Genomic DNA, 19,236 nt, shown 5'->3' on the forward strand with positions numbered 1-19,236 from the left:
TAAACTTTTTATGGGCAGGGAAGCCACATGAAAATTCTGATCAAGGGAATGATCTTCTCACTGGTACTGTTCGTCATTGGCCTGGTCTTCAGCCCCACGCTGAAATTGGCCGTCTTTCCGGACCTCGACGACACCGGCCTGATCCAGCAAGCCTGGAACCAGCGCAACTCCAACGTCCTGGTCGAGGTCAAGGCCCGGGTCGTGCGCATTCACCCTGACATCGTTGATTTCGAAACCTTCCAGGCTTTCACCGTCGAACTGGACAGCGGCATGACTGTCCGCGTCCATCACAACATCGACCTGGCACCACGCGTCCCGGTCAGCGCAAACGCCGAAATCCGGCTGCGCGGCGAGTACGACTGGAACCCGGAAGGTGGCCTGATCCACTGGACCCATAACGCCGAGAACAGCGAACGCAAGGGCGGCTGGATCGAAGTCAACGGCCGCCGCTTCCTCTGAATTTCCGCCTGGCCCGGGCCCAGTGCCCGACCGACTGTCGCCACCCGGGAGCTCCCGGTAGGCCGACAGCCGGCGGCCACCGCGGCGGACGGTGGCCGTCCGGCTTGTCGTCGGGACCACAATCGCTAGAATGGGCTCCCGGTTGGAGAGCCCGTACACAATGAAAAAACTGCATCCCGTCCTGCCCGCCGCGCGCGAGCGCGCGCTCATCGACAACGACGCCTACCTGGCGATGTACCAGCAGTCCGTGGAGGACCCGGAAGGGTTCTGGACCGAGCAGGCCGGGCGCCTGGACTGGTTCAAGCCCTTCTCCCGGGTCAAGGATGTCAGCTGGGACGCCGATGACCTGCATGTGCGCTGGTTCGACGACGGCGTCCTGAACGCCTGCTACAACTGCGTCGACCGCCACCTGGAAACACGCGGTGACCAGACGGCCATCCTGTGGGAAGGCGACGACCCGGCACGCGACGAGGCCATCACCTACCGCCAGCTACACAGCCGCGTCAGCCGCATGGCCAACGTGCTGAAAGAACTGGGCGTTGTGAAAGGCGACCGCGTCACGCTGTACATGCCGATGATCCCCGAGGCTGCGATTGCCATGCTGGCCTGCGCGCGCATCGGCGCCGCGCACTCGGTGGTGTTTGGCGGCTTCTCACCGGACGCCCTGGCCGGGCGCATCGTCGACTGCGAGTCAAAGCTCGTGATCACCGCCGACGAAGGCCTGCGCGGTGGCCGCAAGGTGCCGCTGAAGGCCAATGTCGACGCGGCGAAATCGCGGCCCGGGGTCATGGATCACCTGGAATCGGTCCTGGTGGTCCGCAACACCGATGCCGGCGTGCCCATGCAGGACGGCGTCGACCACTGGCTGCACGAGCGCGAGGCCGATGTGGCCGACGACTGCCCCTGCGAGCCCATGGGCGCCGAGGACCCACTGTTCATCCTCTACACCTCCGGCTCCACCGGCAAGCCCAAGGGTGTGCTGCACACTACCGGCGGCTACCTGCTGTACGCGGCCTACACCCACGAGATCGTCTTCGATTACCAGGACGGCGATATCTACTGGTGCACCGCTGATGTGGGCTGGATCACCGGCCACAGCTACATCGTCTATGGCCCGCTGGCCAACGGCGCCATCACGATGATGTTCGAAGGCGTGCCCAACTACCCGGACTACAGCCGATTCTGGCAGGTCGTGGACAAACACCAGGTCAACATCTGCTACACCGCCCCGACCGCGATCCGCGCCCTGATGCGCGAAGGCGAGGGCCCGGTGAAAGCCACCTCGCGCCAGTCACTGCGGTTGCTGGGCAGCGTCGGCGAGCCGATCAACCCGGAAGCCTGGGAGTGGTACTACAACGTGGTTGGCGAGGGCCGCTGCCCGATCGTCGACACCTGGTGGCAGACCGAGACCGGCGGCATCATGATCAGCCCACTGCCCGGCGCCACCGACCTGAAACCCGGCTCCGCCACACGGCCGTTGCCGGGCATCAAGCCCGCCCTGCTGGATGCCGATGGCAACACGCTGGAAGGCGAAGCCGAAGGCCTGCTGGTGATCACCGACAGCTGGCCCGGCCAGATGCGCACCGTCTACGGCGACCACGCGCGCTTCGTCAAGACCTACTTCTCGGCCTTCAGGAACCGTTACTTCACCGGTGACGGCTGCCGTCGCGACAAGGACGGCTACTACTGGATTACGGGCCGCGTCGACGACGTGCTGAACATCTCCGGCCACCGCATGGGCACCGCCGAAGTCGAAAGCGCCCTGGTGGCGCACAAAGCCGTGGCCGAAGCCGCCGTGGTCGGCTACCCGCACGACATCAAGGGCCAGGGCATTTACGTCTACGTCACCCTGAACGCAGGCATCGAGCCGACCGAAGAATTGCGCGCGGAACTGCGCCAGTGGGTACGCAAGGAGATCGGCCCCATCGCCACGCCGGACCTGATCCAGTGGGCGCCCGGCCTGCCCAAGACCCGCTCGGGCAAGATCATGCGCCGTATCCTGCGCAAGATCGCCGAGAACGAATACGGCAACCTGGGTGATACCTCCACGCTGGCTGATCCGGACGTGGTGGACGACCTGATCGCGAACAGGCTGAACCGGTGACGGGTGACGCGTTACGCGTTACGCGTTACGCGTTACGGGTCAGATACTCGCTCTCACTCCTTACTCCTCCCTCCTCACCCAATCCCAGCCTGCTGCTCTGCAGGGCGCTCGCGATGCATCAGCAGCCACTCGGCATGCTCTTCCAGCGCCGCGCTGCCCACGGCTTTCAGTATGCGGCGCTTGGCCGCCAGGTCGGCGGCCGTATCCAGCAGTCGCCGGGCATTGCCGAAGACGCGGGCCATGAACTGGTATTGCTTGATCAGCTCCTTGTCGGCCTTCTTGTGCGAATAGGCATCGCGTACGCCGGCAATCAGCGGCAGGATACCCATCAGAATGAGCAGGAGCAGCGCCTGGTTGTCCTCCAGGCGGGTGCCAAACAGGCCCAGGAACACGGCCATACCGATACCCGTCCACAGCGCCACCGTACCCAGGATCACGGTGCGCCTGTAATTCTCTGATTTCACTTTCGACTTGGTGCCGTAATACGCCAGCTGGCCGCCGCTGATGCCGGGCTCGCCCACCCATTGCGCGGCCACCCAGTCCACCCAGCGGTCATCCGGGGGATCCTTTCGCTGCCGCCGCATGCTCGCCGAACGCATGACGTGCCGGATCCACACCAGGTCGACATCCTGCTTCTGCAGGAAATTGTCATAGGCAAACGCGACGTGATGCCGGTCGATCACGCCGGCCAGGTTCCACCACACCTGGACCCGCAACGCCTCGGCCAGCGCGCGGTAGTCGAGATACTTGCGGTGCCAGTCGCGCCGGTTACTGATCACATTCTGTACCGCACCGATGCCGAACAGCGCCAGGAACACCACCACCATCCAGGCCTGCTCGATGAACTCGGAATAGACAATGAATACGATGCCCATCAGCACGGCCAGCACATGGTTCCACAACAGCATGTTCGAGTAGCGGCGCTGGAAATGCACCGCCAGCCAGTCTGCGTGTGCGTATAACCGGTCCGTAAACCGCACGCCCTCACCGATGGGCCAATCGGGCGAATCGCGCAGTAGCCCACCCGCCTCGCTCTCGAGTTCCTCGGCATACTTCTTCCGGTCCGCCTCGAACGCCTGCAATCGCTCCAGGCTGCGACGGTACTCCTCGGGCATCTGCGAGCCCGGCTGGCGCCCGAACCGCGACGTCACCCAGTAGCTGCTCAACGGTTCATACAACGGCCGCGGTGCGCCGCCTTCGCGTTGCCGCGAACAGACCAGGTGGTACACCAGGTCGTTCTCGTTATCGGCCAGCAGGTTCGGCGACTCATCCACCTCGATGAACCCCGGCATGGTCGCGTTCAGGTGGTAGTGCACCACCGACGACGTGCCGCCCAGGGCATGGGTTTCCTTGCCATCCCACAGGGCCAGCAGGATTTCACTATGACTGGAAATGAACACGCCCAGCTGCGCGTAATGCAGGTTGCGGATATCCGGGTCAGTGCGGATCGCATCCGCAAAAGTACCCGCCACCGCCGGCAGTTCAATGACATCAGCGCGCCCAAGCAGGGCCTCGAACCGCGCCCGCTCCCCGGCATCGGAGAAATCCCGCAGATACTCATCGCGCTCAAACGGCAGCACGGCGACCAGCTCAATGCCCAGTTCCAGCGCCACCTCGGCGGCGAGCTGGTCAGCACCCGTGGCCAGACCACTCAGCAATTCGAGTTCGATATCCGGGAAGGACTGGCTGAGCGACTGAATCCAGGACTTCAACGAGGCCCGCATGTTTTCCTCTTCGGCAACCAGGAGGTCCCTGTGCCCGGTTACGCCGATGGTCAGGCGCATGAGGCTACGATTCGCACAGACCTTCCATGTGGCAGAAATCCAGATACATCGGGTGACGATACCCCCTTTCTGCCAGGTACTCGGCGTGGCGGACGGCGACACTCCGTCGCCCCTGGATTACCGCCAAACGGGTGGCGACATCCACGTCGCGACAGTCCCCGGATTCCGGGTTGGGCCGAATTCCCAATGCGGCAATCTCCGGGAACGCGCTTTCGAGCGGCTCCTCGACGTAGACCTTCCACGCCCATCTTGCGGTGATGAACTCTCTAATCTCTTTGGCATCCAGTTCACGTTCTCCAAGCAACTCACTGAATCCGGAAAACGTGCTGGCGAGCCAGAGCCGTGCTTCTTCGTTGCGCCCCAGCCCCCCACTGATCAGGCCCGCGCGCAGTCTCAACTCGATCGGCACACGGTCTTCACCTTCCCCTTCCGCACTGGTATCCAGCTTTGAAGTCTCGATCAACGCCAGGTAACTGGACAGCCCTTCTTCCGCCCGTCCGGTCCAGACATCAATATCGGCCAGCCTCATGCGGTGCCTGTTGATATTGGAAACCAGCGCCTTGTTGGTCGGGTCCGTGATGAGCATGGCCTGCATGACACTGTCTGCTTGCTCGACCAGGGATCTCGCCCCTTCGATGTTACCGGCCATCAACTCCAGGCTCGAAGCACCGAAGTAGCGATAGGCCAACTGTCTTTTCAGGAAGTTGTTCGCCGGCTCTGCGCCAGAGGCCCGGGCCGCGTTCCGTACGGCCTCATCGTGCGCCTCCCTTGCCAGGGAGTACTCGCAGCTCAGGGTCCGGGCTTCTGCGAGCCAGGACATGAGCGTGGAATAGTGTCCAACGATATCGTTCCGGTCGGTTGCGACCATGACCGTGTCGGCCGTACTCACCGCTTCTTCGATCAGTTGAGCGGCACTGCGAGCCTTACTCGCGTCCGTGCTCATTTCCAGGATAGCCAGGTTCTGTAAAGCCCAGACATGCTCCATCCGGTACTCGAGATCATCCGGCACGAGTGCAGACAAGCGCCTTGCAACCTGTTCGTAGGCCTCGGCAGGCCCCCTCGCCGCAGCAAAATCATCAGCGATGAAAGGCACCAGCCCTTCAAAAAAGTGCGCCTGCGAAAGCTCAAAAACGATGTTCGCGGTGTCCGGGTGCCACTGGTCAAGCTGTTCCAGGAGTTCCCTCGATTGCCGGAAATAACTCAAGGCCTCTTCCGGCCGGCCCTGTTGGCGGTTGACCGAGCCCATCTGGCGCAGAATCAGCGCGACCTGGGTCGCTGACTCCGGTGTCAGCTTCCGTGGGTCGAGGCCCTCGTATGCATCCAGCACCGCGTCGATCATCTTGCGCTGGGTTTCGAGGTCGACGACGTTCTTGATATCGCCGCCAAGCGTGGCCATCGTGCCGGCGATGTCCTCGGACCGCTGTCGCTCGCGGCGCTCGGAAAGAACTGCCGAACCCGTGACCAGGATCAGCAACAGTGCCAGCGCCCCGGCCAGCCCCGCCGTCAGCTGGCGCTTCCTGCGCCTCTGGTGATCTCGGTTACGCAGGTCCTCGAGCCGTGTACCCAACAGGGCAGCAAGTAGTTTGAGCTTTGCGAGCCGTTTACCATCGGCCCAGGGGCGAACATCGACGGCCAGGGGTTCGGCTTCCGCGACACCTTCGAACAATGCGGGCGGGAAGCAGGCGTCATTGGCATCCAGCTCGGGCGTCCCATCGACGATGACGCAGAAAATCCGGTCGCCGCGGCCCAGTTCCCTGAATCGTCGCACCTCCTCGTTGACCCAGCGCGAAGCCGCTGCCGCAGGCGAACAGAGCACCACCAGGTTTTCCGACTGCACCAGTGCCGCCTCTATGGCCTCGCTCAGCGCGGGGCCCGCAACCAGCTCATCACGGTCCCGAAATACGGTTCCCAACTGCGAAGGAGCGGCGCCCCCACTCGCGGCCAACCGCCGTGGCATCCGGTAAGACTCGAGCGCGCGATGCAGCCAACGCGCCCACTTTTCATCGGCATGCGCGTAGCTGAGAAACGCCTTGTAACGCATCGTCGTCAACAGCGGTGTGGCGGGCCAACAGGCCCGCCACCTACGATGCAGTGATCAGTGGTTAATCCCGGTGCCATCGTTCTCCCAGGGCGGGTCCAGCCAGAGGCATTCTTCGGAGCCGTCGGTGGGGCACGCCTGGATGTTGTAGAAATAGTCCGCTTTCGTCCTGTTCAGGTCGACAACCTGGAACTCGTCCAGTGGGGAACCCAACTGGGCAAGATCGATCCAGCCGTTGGCATCGGGGGAAACCTCGAGATTGTTCCGGGCGGCCGTAAAGTCACTCATGCCGGCAGCTGACAGTTTGCAGGTTTCCGGCTTGGAGGAGCCATCGCAGATGGTCATCGCGGATAGCGTCCACTGGTTGGATTGCAGCAGGCGGAACGTCACCAGCCCGGTCTTGCCTTCGCCGACGCGTACACAACCCACCTTGTTGTTGGGATTCTTGCAGCGGTTGTTGGCTCCAGACAGGATGCCCAGTTCCTTGGGATTGCCCTTGACCTGGAGCTTGACCTCCTGGACTTCAACGCCGCCGGCGCCGTTCGGAGCGGGTTGGGCCATGCAGGCGCTCAACACGAGCATGGTACTGATTGCCGTGACAATTTTCGTGGTTCTCATTGGGTTTCCTCCTCGTTCCCCTGCCCGGCCGGTAGCGGTGCACCGGCCACGTAAACTGGCATGCCAGTCTAATTCGCACTTAAAATAGCAGAATCGGGAGTCATGGTTGATGTTATTCCCATGAAATTTTTGGAAAAAACGTGGCCAGGACGCTCCCGTTCCCGCGCGTAGAGAGATTGCCATGAAGTGCACCGTTTTTAAGTCGACCCGGCGCGACTACACCTACCTATACCTGCGAGATGACCTGGAGTTGGAAGATATTCCGGAGGAACTGCGGCAACTGCTGGGCGACACCGCGGAGATCATGACGCTGGAGCTTTCGGCGGACAGGCCACTGGCCCAGGAAAACGTTGAATCTGTGATCGCCAACCTCGAGACCGAGGGCTATCACCTGCAGTTGCCGCCGAAGGATGACCCCAGTGGCTGGCTGGACCTGCCGTCGGCCAAGGAGACGAAATGATGCGAAAGGCGTTGACGATGTTGTTGGTGGCCGCGGTGCCGGTGGCCGTTCTGCTGGCCTTGTCGCCGGCGCTGGTGGCGCAGACCACGCTAGCGGCGTGTACGGAATCGATCACGTTGTTCGAGGATGTATCGCGGTTCGGGCGCAAGAACAGTGCCGCGAAGAACATGACCGAAACCCACCAGCAGATGGCAGCCGAGGGCTGGTCGTTTGTCGACCAGGAAGTGCTGTATGAGAACGCCGACCTGGAAGGGTTTTACCTGACCTACACGCGGCCCGCGGCCTGCCCGGTCTGACGGCCGGCCGCGGCCGATTCAGGCCAGGCGGTTCATCGGTGTGCCGCGCTCGAACGCGCGGATAACTTTCACCAGCTGGTCGACCAGGGCCTGGCGGGCGGTGATGCTGGCCCAGGCGTTGTGCGGGGTCAGCAGCAGGTTGGGGATGTCGTCGGCCAGCAGGGGGTGATCGGGCGGCGGTGGTTCCTGGCTGAGCACGTCCACGCCGGCGCCGGCGATGTCGCCGTTTCGCAGCGCGTTGGCCAGGGCCATTTCATCGACGATGCCGCCACGGGCGGTGTTGATCAGGATGGCGCGTTTCTTCATCGCGCCGAGCACCGTCGCGTCGATCATGTGACGGGTGTCGGGGGTCAGCGGGCAGTGCAGTGTCAGCACATCGGCGCTGCGGATCACGTCCATGAAGGCCAGGCGGCTGGGGCGTGGTGATTTTCCGCGCCGCTCGCCCACCAGGATGTTCATGCCCAGCGCACGGGCCCTTGCCGCCACGGCGCGGCCCAGGTTGCCGTATCCGATCACGCCCAGTGACAACTGCGAGAGCTCGCGGATGGGCTGGTCGTGCAATGAAAAACGCCCGGATTCTGTCCACTCACCGGATCGGGCGCGGTTCACGTAGAAGGCCTGGTGGGTGACCAGGTTGAGCACCATGGCCAGCACGTGCTGGGCCAGGGAGTCGCTGCAGTAGTCGCGCACGTTGCAGACCACCACGCCGCGCTCACGGGCGGCCTCCAGGTCGACGTTGTCGGCGCCGGTGGCGGCGATCGCGACCAGTTTCAGGCCGGGTGCGGCATCGAGTTCGGCGGCGCCGATGCGAACCTTGTTGGTGATGACAATGTTGGCGCCGCGCAGGCGGGCGGCGGTGTCTTCGGGCGCGGTCAGGTCGTGCAGGCGCCATTCCGGCAGGATACGGTCAAGCGCGTCCAGGCGCAGGTCGCCGTTGTCGACGGTTGAGCGGTCCAGGAAGACCCCGGTGCGGAGATTCACGCGTGACGGCTCCCGCCCGGGCGCTGGCCGCGGGGGCGGGCCGCGCGGTGCTTGGTCATTGCTGGGTGGTGGTGGCGACGTTGACGCTGGCGATATTCACGGCCTTGGCCGCGTTCAGCACGGTGACCAGCGCGTCGGTCTCGGCATCCGGGTGCGAGGCCACGATCAGCGGCGAATCCGGTTTCTCCGCCTTCTGGCGTTCCAGGTTGGCCTGCACGGCCTTCGGCTCCAGGATGCGGCCCTGCAGGCTGATGTTGCTGCTGCCGTCGATTTTCACCACGATCGGGCCCTTCTTCTGCTCCACTTCCTTGGGCGGAGCCGTCGACGGACGCGACACTTCCAGGCCCTTCTCCTTGACGAAGGACGTGGTGACGATGAAGAAAATCAACATGATAAAGACGATGTCCAGCATCGGCGTGATGTTGATTTCGGCTTCTTCCTCGCCGCGATGTCTTCTGCGCATGAACCTATTCCTCGTAAATCGTCCGGCTATTCTACCGTGACACTCTTGGCCAGGTTGCGTGGCTGGTCCACGTCGGTGCCGCGAACGACGGCGACATGATACGCCAGAAGCTGCAGCGGCACCGTCATCACCACCGGCGCCAGGAACGGGCCGCCGGTCTCCACGCTCATAATATGACCATGGCGCTCGTGAAAGTTCGCCGCGACCCGGCTGTCGGCGATCACGTAGAGCTGCCCGCCGCGGGCCTGCACTTCCTCGATGTTGCTGACCAGTTTCTGCAGCAGTGCGTCGTTGGGGGCGACCGCCACCACCGGCATGTCGCGGTCCACCAGCGCCAGCGGGCCGTGCTTAAGCTCGCCGGCGGCGTAGGCTTCCGCGTGGATGTATGAGATTTCCTTGAGCTTGAGCGCGCCTTCCATGGCGATCGGGTAATGACCGCCGCGGCCCAGGAACAGGGCGTGCTGCCTGTTGACGAAATGCGTCGACAGCTCGCGGATCTCTTCGTCCAGGTCGAGCGCACGGTTGAGCAGGTCCGGCAGGTGGTGCAGGTCGTCGACCGCGGCCTCGTAAACCGCCTTGTCCATGCCGCGCACACGGCCCAGTTCCAGCAAAAGCAACTGCAGCGCCACCAGCTGGGTCGTGAACGCCTTCGTCGAGGCCACGCCGATTTCCGGGCCGGCACGGGTCATCAGTACCAGCTCCGCCTCGCGGACAATGGAGCTCTCCGGCACGTTGCAGATGGCCAGGGTGGCCAGGTAGCCCGATGCCTTCGCGTGTCGCAGTGCCGCCAGGGTATCGGCGGTCTCTCCCGACTGCGAAATGGTCACGAACAGGCAGTCGTCCGGCACCACCGGTGAGCGATAGCGGTACTCGCTGGCCACTTCCACCTGGCAGGGGATGCCGGCCGTTTCCTCGATCTGGTAACGCGCCACCAGCCCGGCGTGGAACGCCGTGCCGCAGGCGACGATGTGGACATTTCGTACGCGCGCCAGCATCTCCTCGGCGCCAACGCCGAAGATGTTGGGCAGTACGCGGTTCACGCCCAGGCGGCCCTCCAGCGTCTCGGCCACGGCCCGGGGCTGCTCGTGGATTTCCTTGAGCATGTAGTGGTCGTAGTCGCCACGCTGGACCGCATCGGCGTTCATTTCCGCGATCTTGACCGGCCGCTCGACGGCGTGACCGTCGCGGTCAAAGACCTGGTGCGAGTCCGGGTCGATGGCCACCACGTCGCCTTCTTCCAGGTAGACAAATTGCCGGGTCTCGGCCAACAGGGGGTAGATATCCGAGGCCAGAAACTGCTCGCCCTCACCCAGGCCCAGCACCATCGGGCTGCCGCGTCGTGCACCGACCACCCGGCCGGGCTCGTCCGCGCTGACCACGGCGATGGCGAAGGCGCCCTCGAGCCGTTCGACCGCGCTGCGCACGGCTTCCAGCAGGGACTGGCCGGCATCCAGGTAGTGCGCCACCAGGTGCACCATGACCTCGGTGTCGGTTTCGGAGGTGAACTCGCGACCCTCGGCCGCCAGCTCCGCGCGCAGCGCCTCGTGGTTCTCGATGATGCCGTTGTGGACCAGCCCTACGCGCTCTCCCGAAAGCATCGGGTGGGCGTTGCGGTCACTGGGCACGCCGTGGGTGGCCCAGCGGGTGTGGGCGATGCCGCAATGGCCCGCCAGCGGCTGTTCCCGGAGCAGTGTTTCCAGCGCGCCAACCTTGCCCATGATGCGGCGGCGCTCGATCACCTCGTTGCGCTGCAGCGCGACCCCCGCGGAATCGTAGCCGCGGTATTCCAGTGACTTCAGGCCGGCAATCAGCACCGGGACAACGTCCCGGCTGGCCGTCATGGCGACGATTCCGCACATGGGCCGTCAGTCCTTCTTCCGGGGCCGCTTCCAGCCCTTCACGGTCATCTGCTTTGAGCGGCTCAGGGTCAGCAGCCCTTCAGGTGTGTCACGGACAATGGTCGAGCCGGCGCCAATGGTCGCCCCGGCGCCGACGGTCACGGGCGCCACCAGCTGGGTGTCGGAGCCGATGAACGCGCCATCACCGATGACCGTCTGGAACTTGTTCACGCCGTCATAGTTGCAGGTGATGGTGCCTGCGCCGATGTTTACGCCCTTTCCGATGACAGCATCGCCCAGGTAGGTGAGGTGGCTGGCCTTGCTGCCAGCCGCCAGCGTGGTGTTCTTGACCTCGACGAAGTTACCGACACGTGTGCCTTCCGCCAGGGTGGTGCCCGGGCGCACGCGGGCGAATGGCCCGATATCGCAGGCGCCTGTGGTGGTCACCCCTTCCAGCACACTGTGCGCGTGCACGCGGGTGCCGGCGGCCAGGCGGCAGCTGCGCAGCACGCAGCCCGGCCCCACCTGCACGTTGTCGCCCAGCTCGCAGTCGCCTTCGATGACGACGTTGATATCCAGGGTGATGTCCTGGCCAGCGCGGATCGTGCCGCGCAGGTCGATGCGTGCCGGGTCGATGATGGTCACGCCCTCGCGCATCAACTGCTGCGCCGCCACCGCGCGGTAACGCGATTCCAGCTCGGCCAGCTGTACGCGGTCGTTGGCGCCGGCAAGCAGGCTGCTGTCCGGCGCGATGACGCTGCCGATATCAACGCCATCGCGATGGGCCAGCGCCACCACGTCGGTCAGGTAGTACTCGCCCTGCGCGTTGCCGGTCTCGAGCTGCCCAAGCCAGCCGCCCAGACGGTCGGCGGGTGCGTGCAGGATTCCGCTGTTTACCTCGTTGATCGCGCGCTGCGCATCACTGGCGTCGCGGTGCTCGACAATGCCTTCCAGCCGGCCATCCTGGCCGCGGACGATGCGCCCGTAGCCCGCCGGGTCCGGCGGCAGCATGGTCAGCACCGCCAGGCCTTCGGTATCGGCCTGGCGCAGTTGCTGCAGCAGGCTAGCCGGCACCAGCGGCGTGTCGCCGTAGAGCACCAGCACATCGGCGTCCGCCGGAATGCCCGGCATGGCCTGCTGCACCGCGTGACCGGTACCCAGGCGCTCGCGCTGCGGTACCCAGGCCAGCCTATCCGTGCGGTCGAAAGCGTCGCGTACGGCCGGCGCCTCGGGGTTGTAAACGACATGGACCTGCGCGGGCGATAGTTGCGCGGCGGTCGCCAGCACGTGCGTCAGCATTGGTCGCCCGCCCACGGCGTGGAGCACCTTGGGCGTACGCGATTTCATACGGGTACCGTCACCGGCAGCCAGCACGATGATATGAAGTGGTCGGGTCATGAGAGCGCCTGCATTTCGAGCCGAAAGTATAGCCGCTCGCCCGCCCCGCCACTACGAACGCGGGCGCGCCGCGTAACCGTGCTATTCGGCGCCGGGCGCTTGCTGGTAGAGCCGGAACGCGGCCAGCGACTGTGCGTCGTCCAGGTCATGCGCCGCCTCGGGCCAGTCCTGGAAGGTCACGTGTGAGCGATACTGCAGCAGCAACTGGCGCGCCCCCTTGTCGCCTTCGAGACGGGCCAGGCGGGTAAACAGGGCGGCCGGGAAAATGGCCGGGGAACCGAACGCGCCCGGCCAGCGCGCGACCAGGATCTTTTGTGGGTCCTGGCGCCAGCGCGCCACGAAGGCCGCCAGCGGTTCGCGCTCAAGGCGGTACTGGTCGCAAAGCATGATCAGCACACCGCGCGCCGTGGCGGGCAGTTTGTCGACGGCCAGGGCAATGGATGTGCCCACGCCGTCATGCCAGTGGTCATTGTGAACCAGCTTGACCGCCAGTCCGTCCAGCGCCAGTTCCACTTCGGCGCGCTTGGCGCCGGTCACCACGCTGACCCGGTCCGTGGTGGCCAGCAGGTTTTCAGCCATGTAGCGGACCAGCGGGGTGCCGTGGAAATCGAGCAGCTGCTTCGGACGGCCAAGCCGGGATGAACGCCCCGCGGCCAGCAGGATGGCGTGCAGCTCAACCATGGCCCAGCGCCATGCCGTCACGGCCGTGCATGTGCGCGTGAATGGCGGCGACAATGGACAGCGCAACGGCGGCCGGCATTTCTGCCCCGATATCCAGCCCGGCCGGGCCATAGACCGTCATCGTGTTCTCGCCCAGCCGCTCCAGCAGCGTCGCCTTGCGTTTCGCCGGCCCCAGCAGCCCGACCCATGCAGGCGGGTGCGCCGACAGGCAGCGCAAATAGGCCAGGTCGTGTTCAACATGGTGCGACATGATGATGGCCGCATCGATGGTCTCCAGCTCTGCCTGGGCCAGGGTACCCGGGCGCTGTAGCCAGACATCAACGCCGGAGGCGAACCGGGCGGGGTCGGCGTAGGCGGCGCGGTGGTCCAGCACCAGGCAGCGCCAGCCGAGCGCGCGCACCTGCGCGGCCAGCGGCACGGCATCGGGGCCGGCGCCACAGACCAGCACCCGCGGGGGCGGTGAAATCGGTAACGCAAACACTGCCGGGGTGTCGTCGGTTCGGTGCTCACTGCCTGTCTCCAGCAGCGTCGACTGGCCGGCCGCCAGGCCTTCGGAGCCGGTCACGGCGATGCCATCGCCCTCAAGCTCGGCGCCTTCGCCGTCGGACAGGAACTGCAGCAGGCGGCAATCCTTACCCGCTGCGATCGCGTCGAACATCGAGCCCAGCACGTTCATGCCCTGGTCGTGGTTCAGGGGGTGCAACTGCAGCGACAGGTCGCCACCACAGCCCAGCCCCAGCCCCAGGACCAGGTCGGGATCATCATGCAGGTCGTAATTCACCCGGCGCGGCCGGTTGCTGGCGAAGACCTTCGCGGCGTGGCCGGCAAGATCGTCCTCCAGGCAGCTGCCGGAGACCAGGCCGGCCCGCGTGCCGTCCTCGGCAAACAGCATCATCGCGCCGGCCTTTCGGTAGGTTGACCCGGCCGTGGTCACGACGGTGGCCAGCACCAGTCGCGCATGGTCGCGCCGCTGGTGGAAAAAGTGTCCGAGTTCTTCCAGGCCAAGATACATGGCGTGTTCCGTGTGCTCAGTCCCGGGCAAAGGCGCCAAAGGATGGCTTGATGACATCACCCCTGACCGCAAATGTCGAGTCCAGCAGAAACGGAACGCCAATGCCGTCGAGCCCGCTATCCGGCTGACCGCCACGCGCCACGTGAATATGCAGGTGAGGTTCGCTGGTATTACCGCTGTTGCCCACGCGGGCGAGTTCGTCACCCACGCTGACGATATCCCCGGCAGCGACCAGCAGGCTGCCATTCTTCAGGTGCGCCAGCAGCACCTTGTAGTCCTCGCAACCCAGGACCAGGTGATTACCGGCCAGGTTGTGCCGGTCCGTCTGCCCCGGAAAAAGGTCGGGGTGACCGTCGACCGCGGCACGCACTTCGCCGTCACAGGGCGCGTACACGCGGTGATTGAAGATGTCGTAAGCCTCGGGGCCGGCCGTGCCCGACCAGCTGTTCCGCCGGCCGCCCCAGGGGTTCATGCTCATGAGGTCAACGGCAAAATCCTGCGGCCGGATACGGTAGTGGGCATTGACCAGCCGGCTGGCGCCGCCATGCCCGACAATGTAAAGCCCGTCGCGCAGGGGCATGGCCAGGCGAACGGGAGGCTGTGGTGAGCGATAGCCGGACAGGGCCTTCCAGTCGGCAAAACCGAATGCGCCGATCAACGCGACCAGGAACAACCCGCCAATCAGCGCCTGCGCCCGGGGTGGCGGCCCCGATGGATGGCTGCCAATTCGCGCCCAGCCCGACAACGCGGCCATGGCGAACGCGAACGGCAACAGCATTCGCAGGTAGATACTGGTCAGGTGCCACGGCAGGACCAGCCACATGAACAACAGCGCCAGCCCGTAACAGACCACACCCAGCAGGTAGGTCCAGAAGCCCGGGGCACGGCTGAGCGCAAGCGCCCCCAGCAGTACCGTGGGTACGAGAACTTCGATCAGGATGATGAACAGCATCGGACGACCGGGTCAGTCGATCAGTCGATCCAGCCCTGGTGCCGCGCCTGCCCCGCGACCATCAGCAGGTACACGGCGATGACGATAATCAACACCGGCAGCGCGACGCCCGCCGCGCCGTACACCTCGAGCGCCTTCGACATCACGAAGGCATGGAACATCTGCACCGCAACGGCTGCCAATGACACCGCGAAAACGGGCACGGCCAGGGCGCTGCGGATGATCAGCAAAAACGAACCAATGAAGCCACCAAAAACGGCAATGCCGTAGGCCCAGTCAACCCAGGGCGGGACATGCTCGAGCAATGCCCGTTGTGCCTCGGGCATTTCCATCAACATGGCGGGTGTAATCAGGAACGACTGGTAGAACCATGCCGCCACCCCCAAAAGGTTCCAGACCAGCGCCGCGATGGCCACCGCCTTGAACCAGCCTGGTACCTGAATCGGTTTCCTGGCCATTGTTTCCCCCTAATTGTTGTTCATGACCGGGTTCGTGGAAAAACCCAGCCCTGTAAGTTATCACGTAATTCAGGATTCAAAAAACTCAACACACCCGGTTTCGAGATCATATTCCGCACCGACGATCGCCACCCGGCCGCTGTTGACAGCGTCGGTGAGCACTTCCGAGCCGGCGACGAGCCCGTTGACCGATGCGTGCACGTTGGCGCGCACGGCTGCCGCGGCCAGTGCCTTGCCGTGCAACGCGGGCCGGGACGCGAGTACCGGCTCGATACCAGGGCGAACACGATCGACGATCGCGGCCAGGTTGGGTGAACGCATTGCCGAATCACGGCCCAGCTGTTCCAGGGTCGCGTCGATGGCACCACACAGGGTATGGCCAAGCACGACCACCAGGGCCGTGCCAAACATCTCGACCGCGAATTCCACGCTGCCCACCTGGGACGGCGCGACCACGTTGCCCGCCACGCGGATCACGAACAGGTCACCCAGGCCCTGGTCGAACACGATCTCCGCCGGCACGCGCGAGTCGGAACAACCCAGGATCACGGCGAATGGCGATTGTCCGGAAGCCGTCTCCAGGCGCCGGCCTTCTGACGCCAAATCGGAGACTCGCGGCTGGCCATCCACGAAACGCCGGTTGCCTTGCTTCAGCTTTTCCAATGCCGCCGCGGCGGCGCCTTCGATGTTCATAGCCATGAGCCGCTTTCCTCCGATCCAGGGGTTGAATGTACACTAGCGGCCTGCGCACAACGAGGCCTGCAGTGTGGAGCGGATCACCAATTTCCTGAGTCACGTGCTATTTCATTTCGGTGAGACACCGGTGACGGTGTCCCAGGCGCTGGCGGCGCCACTGGTCTTCCTGTTGGGATTGATCGTCACGCGCTGGGTGGTCGGCATCGTGACCGCACGGATGGAGAAGCATGGCCAGGACCCCAACCTGGTTCTGCTCGTCAAACGTCTCTTCTATATCGTCGTGTTCGCGATCCTGGGCATGACTGTGCTGAGCATGCTGCATATCCCGCTGACCGCGTTTGCCTTTGTGTCCGGCGCCGTGGCCATCGGCGTCGGATTCGGCGCCCAGAACATCATCAACAATTTCATCAGCGGCTGGATCCTGATGGGCGAGCGCCCCATCAGCATCGGCGACCTGGTCGAGATCAACGATACCCTGGGGGTCATCGAATCCATCAATATCCGATCGACCCGGGTCAAGCGCGTGGACGGGGTGCGCATTGTCATCCCAAACAGCCAGCTGCTGGAAAACCAGGTGGTGAACTGGACGCTGGAAGATCGCGAGGTCCGGACCATGGTCAGGGTCGGCGTGGCCTATGGCTCGCCGGTCCGCGACGTGGCAAGACTGATGGACCAGGCCGTGCGTGAGCAGGCCGATGTACTGAAAGAGCCGGAACCGACGGTCATTTTCGAGGACTTCGGTGACAGCGCCCTGGTATTCGACGCCTATTTCTTCACCCTGCTGCGGCCCGGCGGCGACCTGCGCCGGTTGCGCAGCGAAATACGTTTCCGCATCGATGAACTGTTCGCCGAGAACGACATCGTCATCGCCTTCCCGCAGCGCGATGTGCATATCGACGGATCGATCCGGCTGGAGCGTTAGCCGGCCACGGAGCGCGCCTTCAAAACCAGCGTTTTCTCAGGAAGACAAATAGCTGGATGGCCAGCACCAGCACCAGCAGGCCGGTGAAGATCCAGAACCCGAACGGGTTGTCCGCCATGGGTATGCCACCCACGTTGATGCCCAGCAGGCCGGTGAGGAAACCCATCGGCAGGAACAGCGCCGCCACCACGGACAGCACGTACATCCGCTGGTTCATCTGGTCGGACAGGCGACTGACCAGTTCTTCCTGCACCACCGAGGCACGCTCCCTTACGGCGTCCAGGTCTTCCACCAGGCGGACCAGGCGGTCGGTAATCTCTCGCAACCGGACACGATCCAGGTCGGAAAAGAACGCCGGCGGCTCCAGCTGCATCCGTGTCAGGGCTTCGCGCTGCGGCGCCAGGTAGCGCCTTAACGCGATCGCCTCGCGGCGGAGCTCGGACAGGTCGGCCCGGATGGTCGGGTCGGGCTTTTCCATGATCGATGCTTCGAGCAGCGCGACACGGTCCTCCAGGTCGTCGATCACGTCGCCCATGCGCTCGGTCAGGCGGTTGGTGATGCGCAGCACCAGGTCGGGCGTGCCGGTGACCGGCACGTCCGTCATCGACTTGACCGCGTCCTGGACCGACAGCAACTGACGCCGCCGCGTGCTGATCAGGCGATGTTCATCCACCCACATGCGGATCGAGACCATGTCTTCGGGGTCGGCCCCGGGGTTCAGGTTGACGCCGCGCAGCGTCACCAGGATGCCTTCGCCGGTGCTGCTGGCACGTGGCCGGGTTTCGCCAGCGAGCAGGGCTTCGGGCACCAGGTGCGGCAAACGGGCACGCTTGCCCAGCCACTCTCGCGCGTCGGTCGCATCGAGCTGAAAATGCGCCCACAAGACACCCTGTTCCGGCGTCCAGGCGCGCACGCCATCGAAATCCAGTGACTCGACGTCACCGCCCGGTTTCAACACGAAGGCGTGAATCAGTCCGTTTTCCATGGTGTTTCTCCTTTCGTGTCAGGGCCGCGTGGTCGGCGCCCAGCCGCTGGGCGCGAACAGGATCAGGCCGGCCAGGATGGCGAACATGATGACCCAGCCGATCATCGCACGCCGGGTGCCACGACGGGCGCGGTCTTTTTCCCACCAGGTCCGTGGACGCACGTCCTGGATGTAGAACGTCGCCATCGCCGACAGGTTGATACAGGTCACGTTGGCCAGGCAAAGGGTCAGCGCCCCGGTCGCGGGCACGCCGAAGCCGGAGCCGGCCAGCAACCCGGCCGTCACCAGGGGTGGCAGCAGCGCCACCGCGACCATGACGCCGACCACCACGGCCGGCACACCGGTGGTGAACGCCAGTGCGCCCGCAGCGCCGGCACTCAGGCCCAGCAGGATATCGCCGGGGCCCGGGTTGCTACGCGCCAACAGGGCCGGCGTCGATGGGTCAACATCGACGAAGAACCCGATCACCAACGCGACCAGGGCGGCGATGCCGACGCCCGCGGCAATGGCGCTGAGCGACGTCTTGACCAGCCCCTTGTCACCCAGTGCGACCGCCAGCGACAGCGCCACGTTGGGGCCGAGCAGCGGCGCGATGACCATGGCGCCGATGACGATGGCGACATCATCACGTAGCAGGCCGACGGCGGCGACCACGGTAGACAGCGCCACCATGACGATATAGACAATATTCGGCCGGGCCGCCCGGCAGAGATCGTCGTACAGTTCTTCGCGGGATACGCGCAACCGTGAGGGGCGCACCGCTTTCGGGCCCTCGGTTTCGTCGGCCGCGGCCGTTTCGCCACCCTCCGCTTCGGCCGGCGGGTCGTCCTCCGGCGGCAATGGCGGCGATGTCGCCTCGACACTGAGCAGGTTAACGCGGAAGCCGTCGAAACCGCCAAACTCCTTCGCCAGCCGGTCGGACACGGCCTCCGCGTCGGTGGCGTCCACCAGCACGCGAACCAGCGAGCCCGGGTCGGCGGGGCCAAAACGGGTGCACTGGACGACAGGCAGGCCATCGAGCAATGCCGGGAAAGCGTCCAGTGCCTCGTTGGGCACCGTCGCTTCCAGCATTCTCAGGCCCATCGTCCGCC

19 protein-coding genes are annotated in these 19,236 nt (G+C 64.7%); 5 read left to right on the forward strand and 14 right to left on the reverse strand.

Features of this window, described 5'->3' with window-relative positions; genetic code table 11:
• Window positions 1-27: 27 nt before the first annotated feature.
• Complete coding sequence (locus tag F3N42_RS14150) at window positions 28-459, forward strand: DUF3465 domain-containing protein (protein WP_150865187.1); 432 nt, start codon at window positions 28-30, stop codon at window positions 457-459.
• Window positions 460-619: 160 nt separating this feature from the next.
• Entirely contained in the window at window positions 620-2,563 is a 1,944-nt protein-coding gene (gene acs / locus F3N42_RS14155; protein WP_150865189.1) for an acetate--CoA ligase, read from the forward strand.
• 74 nt (window positions 2,564-2,637) lie between these two features.
• On the opposite strand, the gene F3N42_RS14160 is transcribed toward acs, so the two are convergent.
• The 3 genes from F3N42_RS14160 to F3N42_RS14170 are packed head-to-tail and all read right to left on the reverse strand — an operon-like array spanning window position 2,638 to window position 7,003.
• Window positions 2,638-4,347, reverse strand: coding sequence for a hypothetical protein (locus F3N42_RS14160; protein ID WP_150865191.1), 1,710 nt, complete (start codon window positions 4,345-4,347; stop codon window positions 2,638-2,640).
• 4 nt (window positions 4,348-4,351) lie between these two features.
• Window positions 4,352-6,388 (reverse strand): toll/interleukin-1 receptor domain-containing protein, encoded by a 2,037-nt coding sequence (locus tag F3N42_RS14165; RefSeq protein ID WP_150865193.1) that lies wholly within the window; start codon window positions 6,386-6,388, stop codon window positions 4,352-4,354.
• Between the two features lie 54 nt (window positions 6,389-6,442).
• A complete protein-coding gene (locus F3N42_RS14170; RefSeq protein WP_150865195.1) occupies window positions 6,443-7,003 on the reverse strand; it encodes a hypothetical protein in 561 nt (186 codons plus the stop codon).
• A gap of 181 nt (window positions 7,004-7,184) precedes the next feature.
• On the opposite strand from F3N42_RS14170, the gene F3N42_RS14175 reads away from it, so the two are divergent.
• Together F3N42_RS14175 and F3N42_RS14180 are read left to right on the forward strand one after the other, a co-directional pair.
• Window positions 7,185-7,463 carry a YcgL domain-containing protein gene (locus tag F3N42_RS14175; protein ID WP_150865197.1) on the forward strand — a complete coding sequence of 93 codons (279 nt, stop codon included), beginning with the start codon at window positions 7,185-7,187 and terminating at the stop codon, window positions 7,461-7,463.
• Window positions 7,463-7,759 carry a hypothetical protein gene (locus F3N42_RS14180; protein WP_150865200.1) on the forward strand — a complete coding sequence of 99 codons (297 nt, stop codon included), beginning with the start codon at window positions 7,463-7,465 and terminating at the stop codon, window positions 7,757-7,759. Before F3N42_RS14175 ends, F3N42_RS14180 begins: the two co-directional genes overlap by 1 nt.
• 18 nt (window positions 7,760-7,777) lie before the next feature.
• Here F3N42_RS14180 and F3N42_RS14185 read toward each other — a convergent pair whose 3' ends face one another.
• The 9 genes from F3N42_RS14185 to F3N42_RS14225 all read right to left on the reverse strand — a co-directional run bounded on the left by F3N42_RS14185 (window position 7,778) and on the right by F3N42_RS14225 (window position 16,241).
• Window positions 7,778-8,740, reverse strand: a complete 963-nt coding sequence (locus F3N42_RS14185; RefSeq protein ID WP_150865202.1) for a D-2-hydroxyacid dehydrogenase — start codon at window positions 8,738-8,740, stop codon at window positions 7,778-7,780.
• Window positions 8,741-8,795: 55 nt separating this feature from the next.
• Window positions 8,796-9,203: an ExbD/TolR family protein gene (locus F3N42_RS14190; protein ID WP_150865204.1), complete on the reverse strand. Its 408-nt coding sequence runs from the start codon at window positions 9,201-9,203 to the stop codon at window positions 8,796-8,798.
• A gap of 26 nt (window positions 9,204-9,229) precedes the next feature.
• The gene (gene glmS, locus F3N42_RS14195) at window positions 9,230-11,062 is read right to left on the reverse strand and encodes a glutamine--fructose-6-phosphate transaminase (isomerizing) (RefSeq protein WP_150865206.1); all 1,833 of its coding nucleotides are present in this window, start codon (window positions 11,060-11,062) and stop codon (window positions 9,230-9,232) included.
• Between the two features lie 6 nt (window positions 11,063-11,068).
• Window positions 11,069-12,439, reverse strand: a complete 1,371-nt coding sequence (glmU, locus tag F3N42_RS14200; RefSeq protein WP_150865208.1) for a bifunctional UDP-N-acetylglucosamine diphosphorylase/glucosamine-1-phosphate N-acetyltransferase GlmU — start codon at window positions 12,437-12,439, stop codon at window positions 11,069-11,071.
• An 81-nt stretch (window positions 12,440-12,520) separates the two neighbouring features.
• Window positions 12,521-13,120, reverse strand: coding sequence for a nucleotidyltransferase family protein (locus tag F3N42_RS14205; RefSeq protein WP_191621447.1), 600 nt, complete (start codon window positions 13,118-13,120; stop codon window positions 12,521-12,523).
• Window positions 13,113-14,132, reverse strand: coding sequence for an XdhC family protein (locus F3N42_RS14210; protein WP_191621448.1), 1,020 nt, complete (start codon window positions 14,130-14,132; stop codon window positions 13,113-13,115). Before F3N42_RS14210 ends, F3N42_RS14205 begins: the two co-directional genes overlap by 8 nt.
• A 16-nt stretch (window positions 14,133-14,148) precedes the next feature.
• The gene (locus F3N42_RS14215) at window positions 14,149-15,084 is read right to left on the reverse strand and encodes a M23 family metallopeptidase (RefSeq protein ID WP_150865214.1); all 936 of its coding nucleotides are present in this window, start codon (window positions 15,082-15,084) and stop codon (window positions 14,149-14,151) included.
• Between the two features lie 20 nt (window positions 15,085-15,104).
• Entirely contained in the window at window positions 15,105-15,542 is a 438-nt protein-coding gene (locus tag F3N42_RS14220) for a hypothetical protein (RefSeq protein ID WP_150865216.1), read from the reverse strand.
• 69 nt (window positions 15,543-15,611) lie between these two features.
• Complete coding sequence (locus F3N42_RS14225; RefSeq protein WP_318190958.1) at window positions 15,612-16,241, reverse strand: carbonic anhydrase; 630 nt, start codon at window positions 16,239-16,241, stop codon at window positions 15,612-15,614.
• 67 nt (window positions 16,242-16,308) lie between these two features.
• Between F3N42_RS14225 and F3N42_RS14230 the strand changes: the two genes are divergently transcribed.
• A complete protein-coding gene (locus tag F3N42_RS14230; protein WP_150865218.1) occupies window positions 16,309-17,160 on the forward strand; it encodes a mechanosensitive ion channel family protein in 852 nt (283 codons plus the stop codon).
• Window positions 17,161-17,179: 19 nt separating this feature from the next.
• Here the strand turns inward: F3N42_RS14230 and F3N42_RS14235 are convergent, their stop codons facing one another.
• Complete coding sequence (locus F3N42_RS14235; RefSeq protein WP_150865220.1) at window positions 17,180-18,145, reverse strand: zinc transporter ZntB; 966 nt, start codon at window positions 18,143-18,145, stop codon at window positions 17,180-17,182.
• An 18-nt stretch (window positions 18,146-18,163) separates the two neighbouring features.
• Window positions 18,164-19,216, reverse strand: a complete 1,053-nt coding sequence (locus F3N42_RS14240) for a TIGR00341 family protein (protein WP_224784954.1) — start codon at window positions 19,214-19,216, stop codon at window positions 18,164-18,166.
• Window positions 19,217-19,236 lie beyond the last annotated feature (20 nt).

It is taken from the genome of Marinihelvus fidelis, from assembly GCF_008725655.1.
Lineage (GTDB): Bacteria > Pseudomonadota > Gammaproteobacteria > Xanthomonadales > SZUA-36 > Marinihelvus > Marinihelvus fidelis.

Excerpts from the sequence above, each read along its gene's own strand:
- acs (WP_150865189.1), top strand. The coding sequence starts at position 620 with ATGAAAAAACTGCATCCCGTCCTGCCCGCCGCGCGCGAGCGCGCGCTC.
- F3N42_RS14160 (WP_150865191.1), bottom strand. The coding sequence starts at position 4,347 with ATGCGCCTGACCATCGGCGTAACCGGGCACAGGGACCTCCTGGTTGCC.
- F3N42_RS14215 (WP_150865214.1), bottom strand. The coding sequence starts at position 15,084 with ATGCTGTTCATCATCCTGATCGAAGTTCTCGTACCCACGGTACTGCTG.
- F3N42_RS14240 (WP_224784954.1), bottom strand. The coding sequence starts at position 19,216 with ATGCTGGAAGCGACGGTGCCCAACGAGGCACTGGACGCTTTCCCGGCA.
- F3N42_RS14225 (WP_318190958.1), bottom strand. The coding sequence starts at position 16,241 with ATGGCTATGAACATCGAAGGCGCCGCCGCGGCGGCATTGGAAAAGCTG.
- F3N42_RS14180 (WP_150865200.1), top strand. The coding sequence starts at position 7,463 with ATGCGAAAGGCGTTGACGATGTTGTTGGTGGCCGCGGTGCCGGTGGCC.
- F3N42_RS14150 (WP_150865187.1), top strand. The coding sequence starts at position 28 with ATGAAAATTCTGATCAAGGGAATGATCTTCTCACTGGTACTGTTCGTC.
- F3N42_RS14220 (WP_150865216.1), bottom strand. The coding sequence starts at position 15,542 with ATGGCCAGGAAACCGATTCAGGTACCAGGCTGGTTCAAGGCGGTGGCC.
- glmS (WP_150865206.1), bottom strand. The coding sequence starts at position 11,062 with ATGTGCGGAATCGTCGCCATGACGGCCAGCCGGGACGTTGTCCCGGTG.
- F3N42_RS14170 (WP_150865195.1), bottom strand. The coding sequence starts at position 7,003 with ATGAGAACCACGAAAATTGTCACGGCAATCAGTACCATGCTCGTGTTG.
- F3N42_RS14175 (WP_150865197.1), top strand. The coding sequence starts at position 7,185 with ATGAAGTGCACCGTTTTTAAGTCGACCCGGCGCGACTACACCTACCTA.
- F3N42_RS14205 (WP_191621447.1), bottom strand. The coding sequence starts at position 13,120 with ATGGTTGAGCTGCACGCCATCCTGCTGGCCGCGGGGCGTTCATCCCGG.
- F3N42_RS14190 (WP_150865204.1), bottom strand. The coding sequence starts at position 9,203 with ATGCGCAGAAGACATCGCGGCGAGGAAGAAGCCGAAATCAACATCACG.
- F3N42_RS14210 (WP_191621448.1), bottom strand. The coding sequence starts at position 14,132 with ATGTATCTTGGCCTGGAAGAACTCGGACACTTTTTCCACCAGCGGCGC.
- glmU (WP_150865208.1), bottom strand. The coding sequence starts at position 12,439 with ATGACCCGACCACTTCATATCATCGTGCTGGCTGCCGGTGACGGTACC.
- F3N42_RS14235 (WP_150865220.1), bottom strand. The coding sequence starts at position 18,145 with ATGGAAAACGGACTGATTCACGCCTTCGTGTTGAAACCGGGCGGTGAC.
- F3N42_RS14165 (WP_150865193.1), bottom strand. The coding sequence starts at position 6,388 with ATGCGTTACAAGGCGTTTCTCAGCTACGCGCATGCCGATGAAAAGTGG.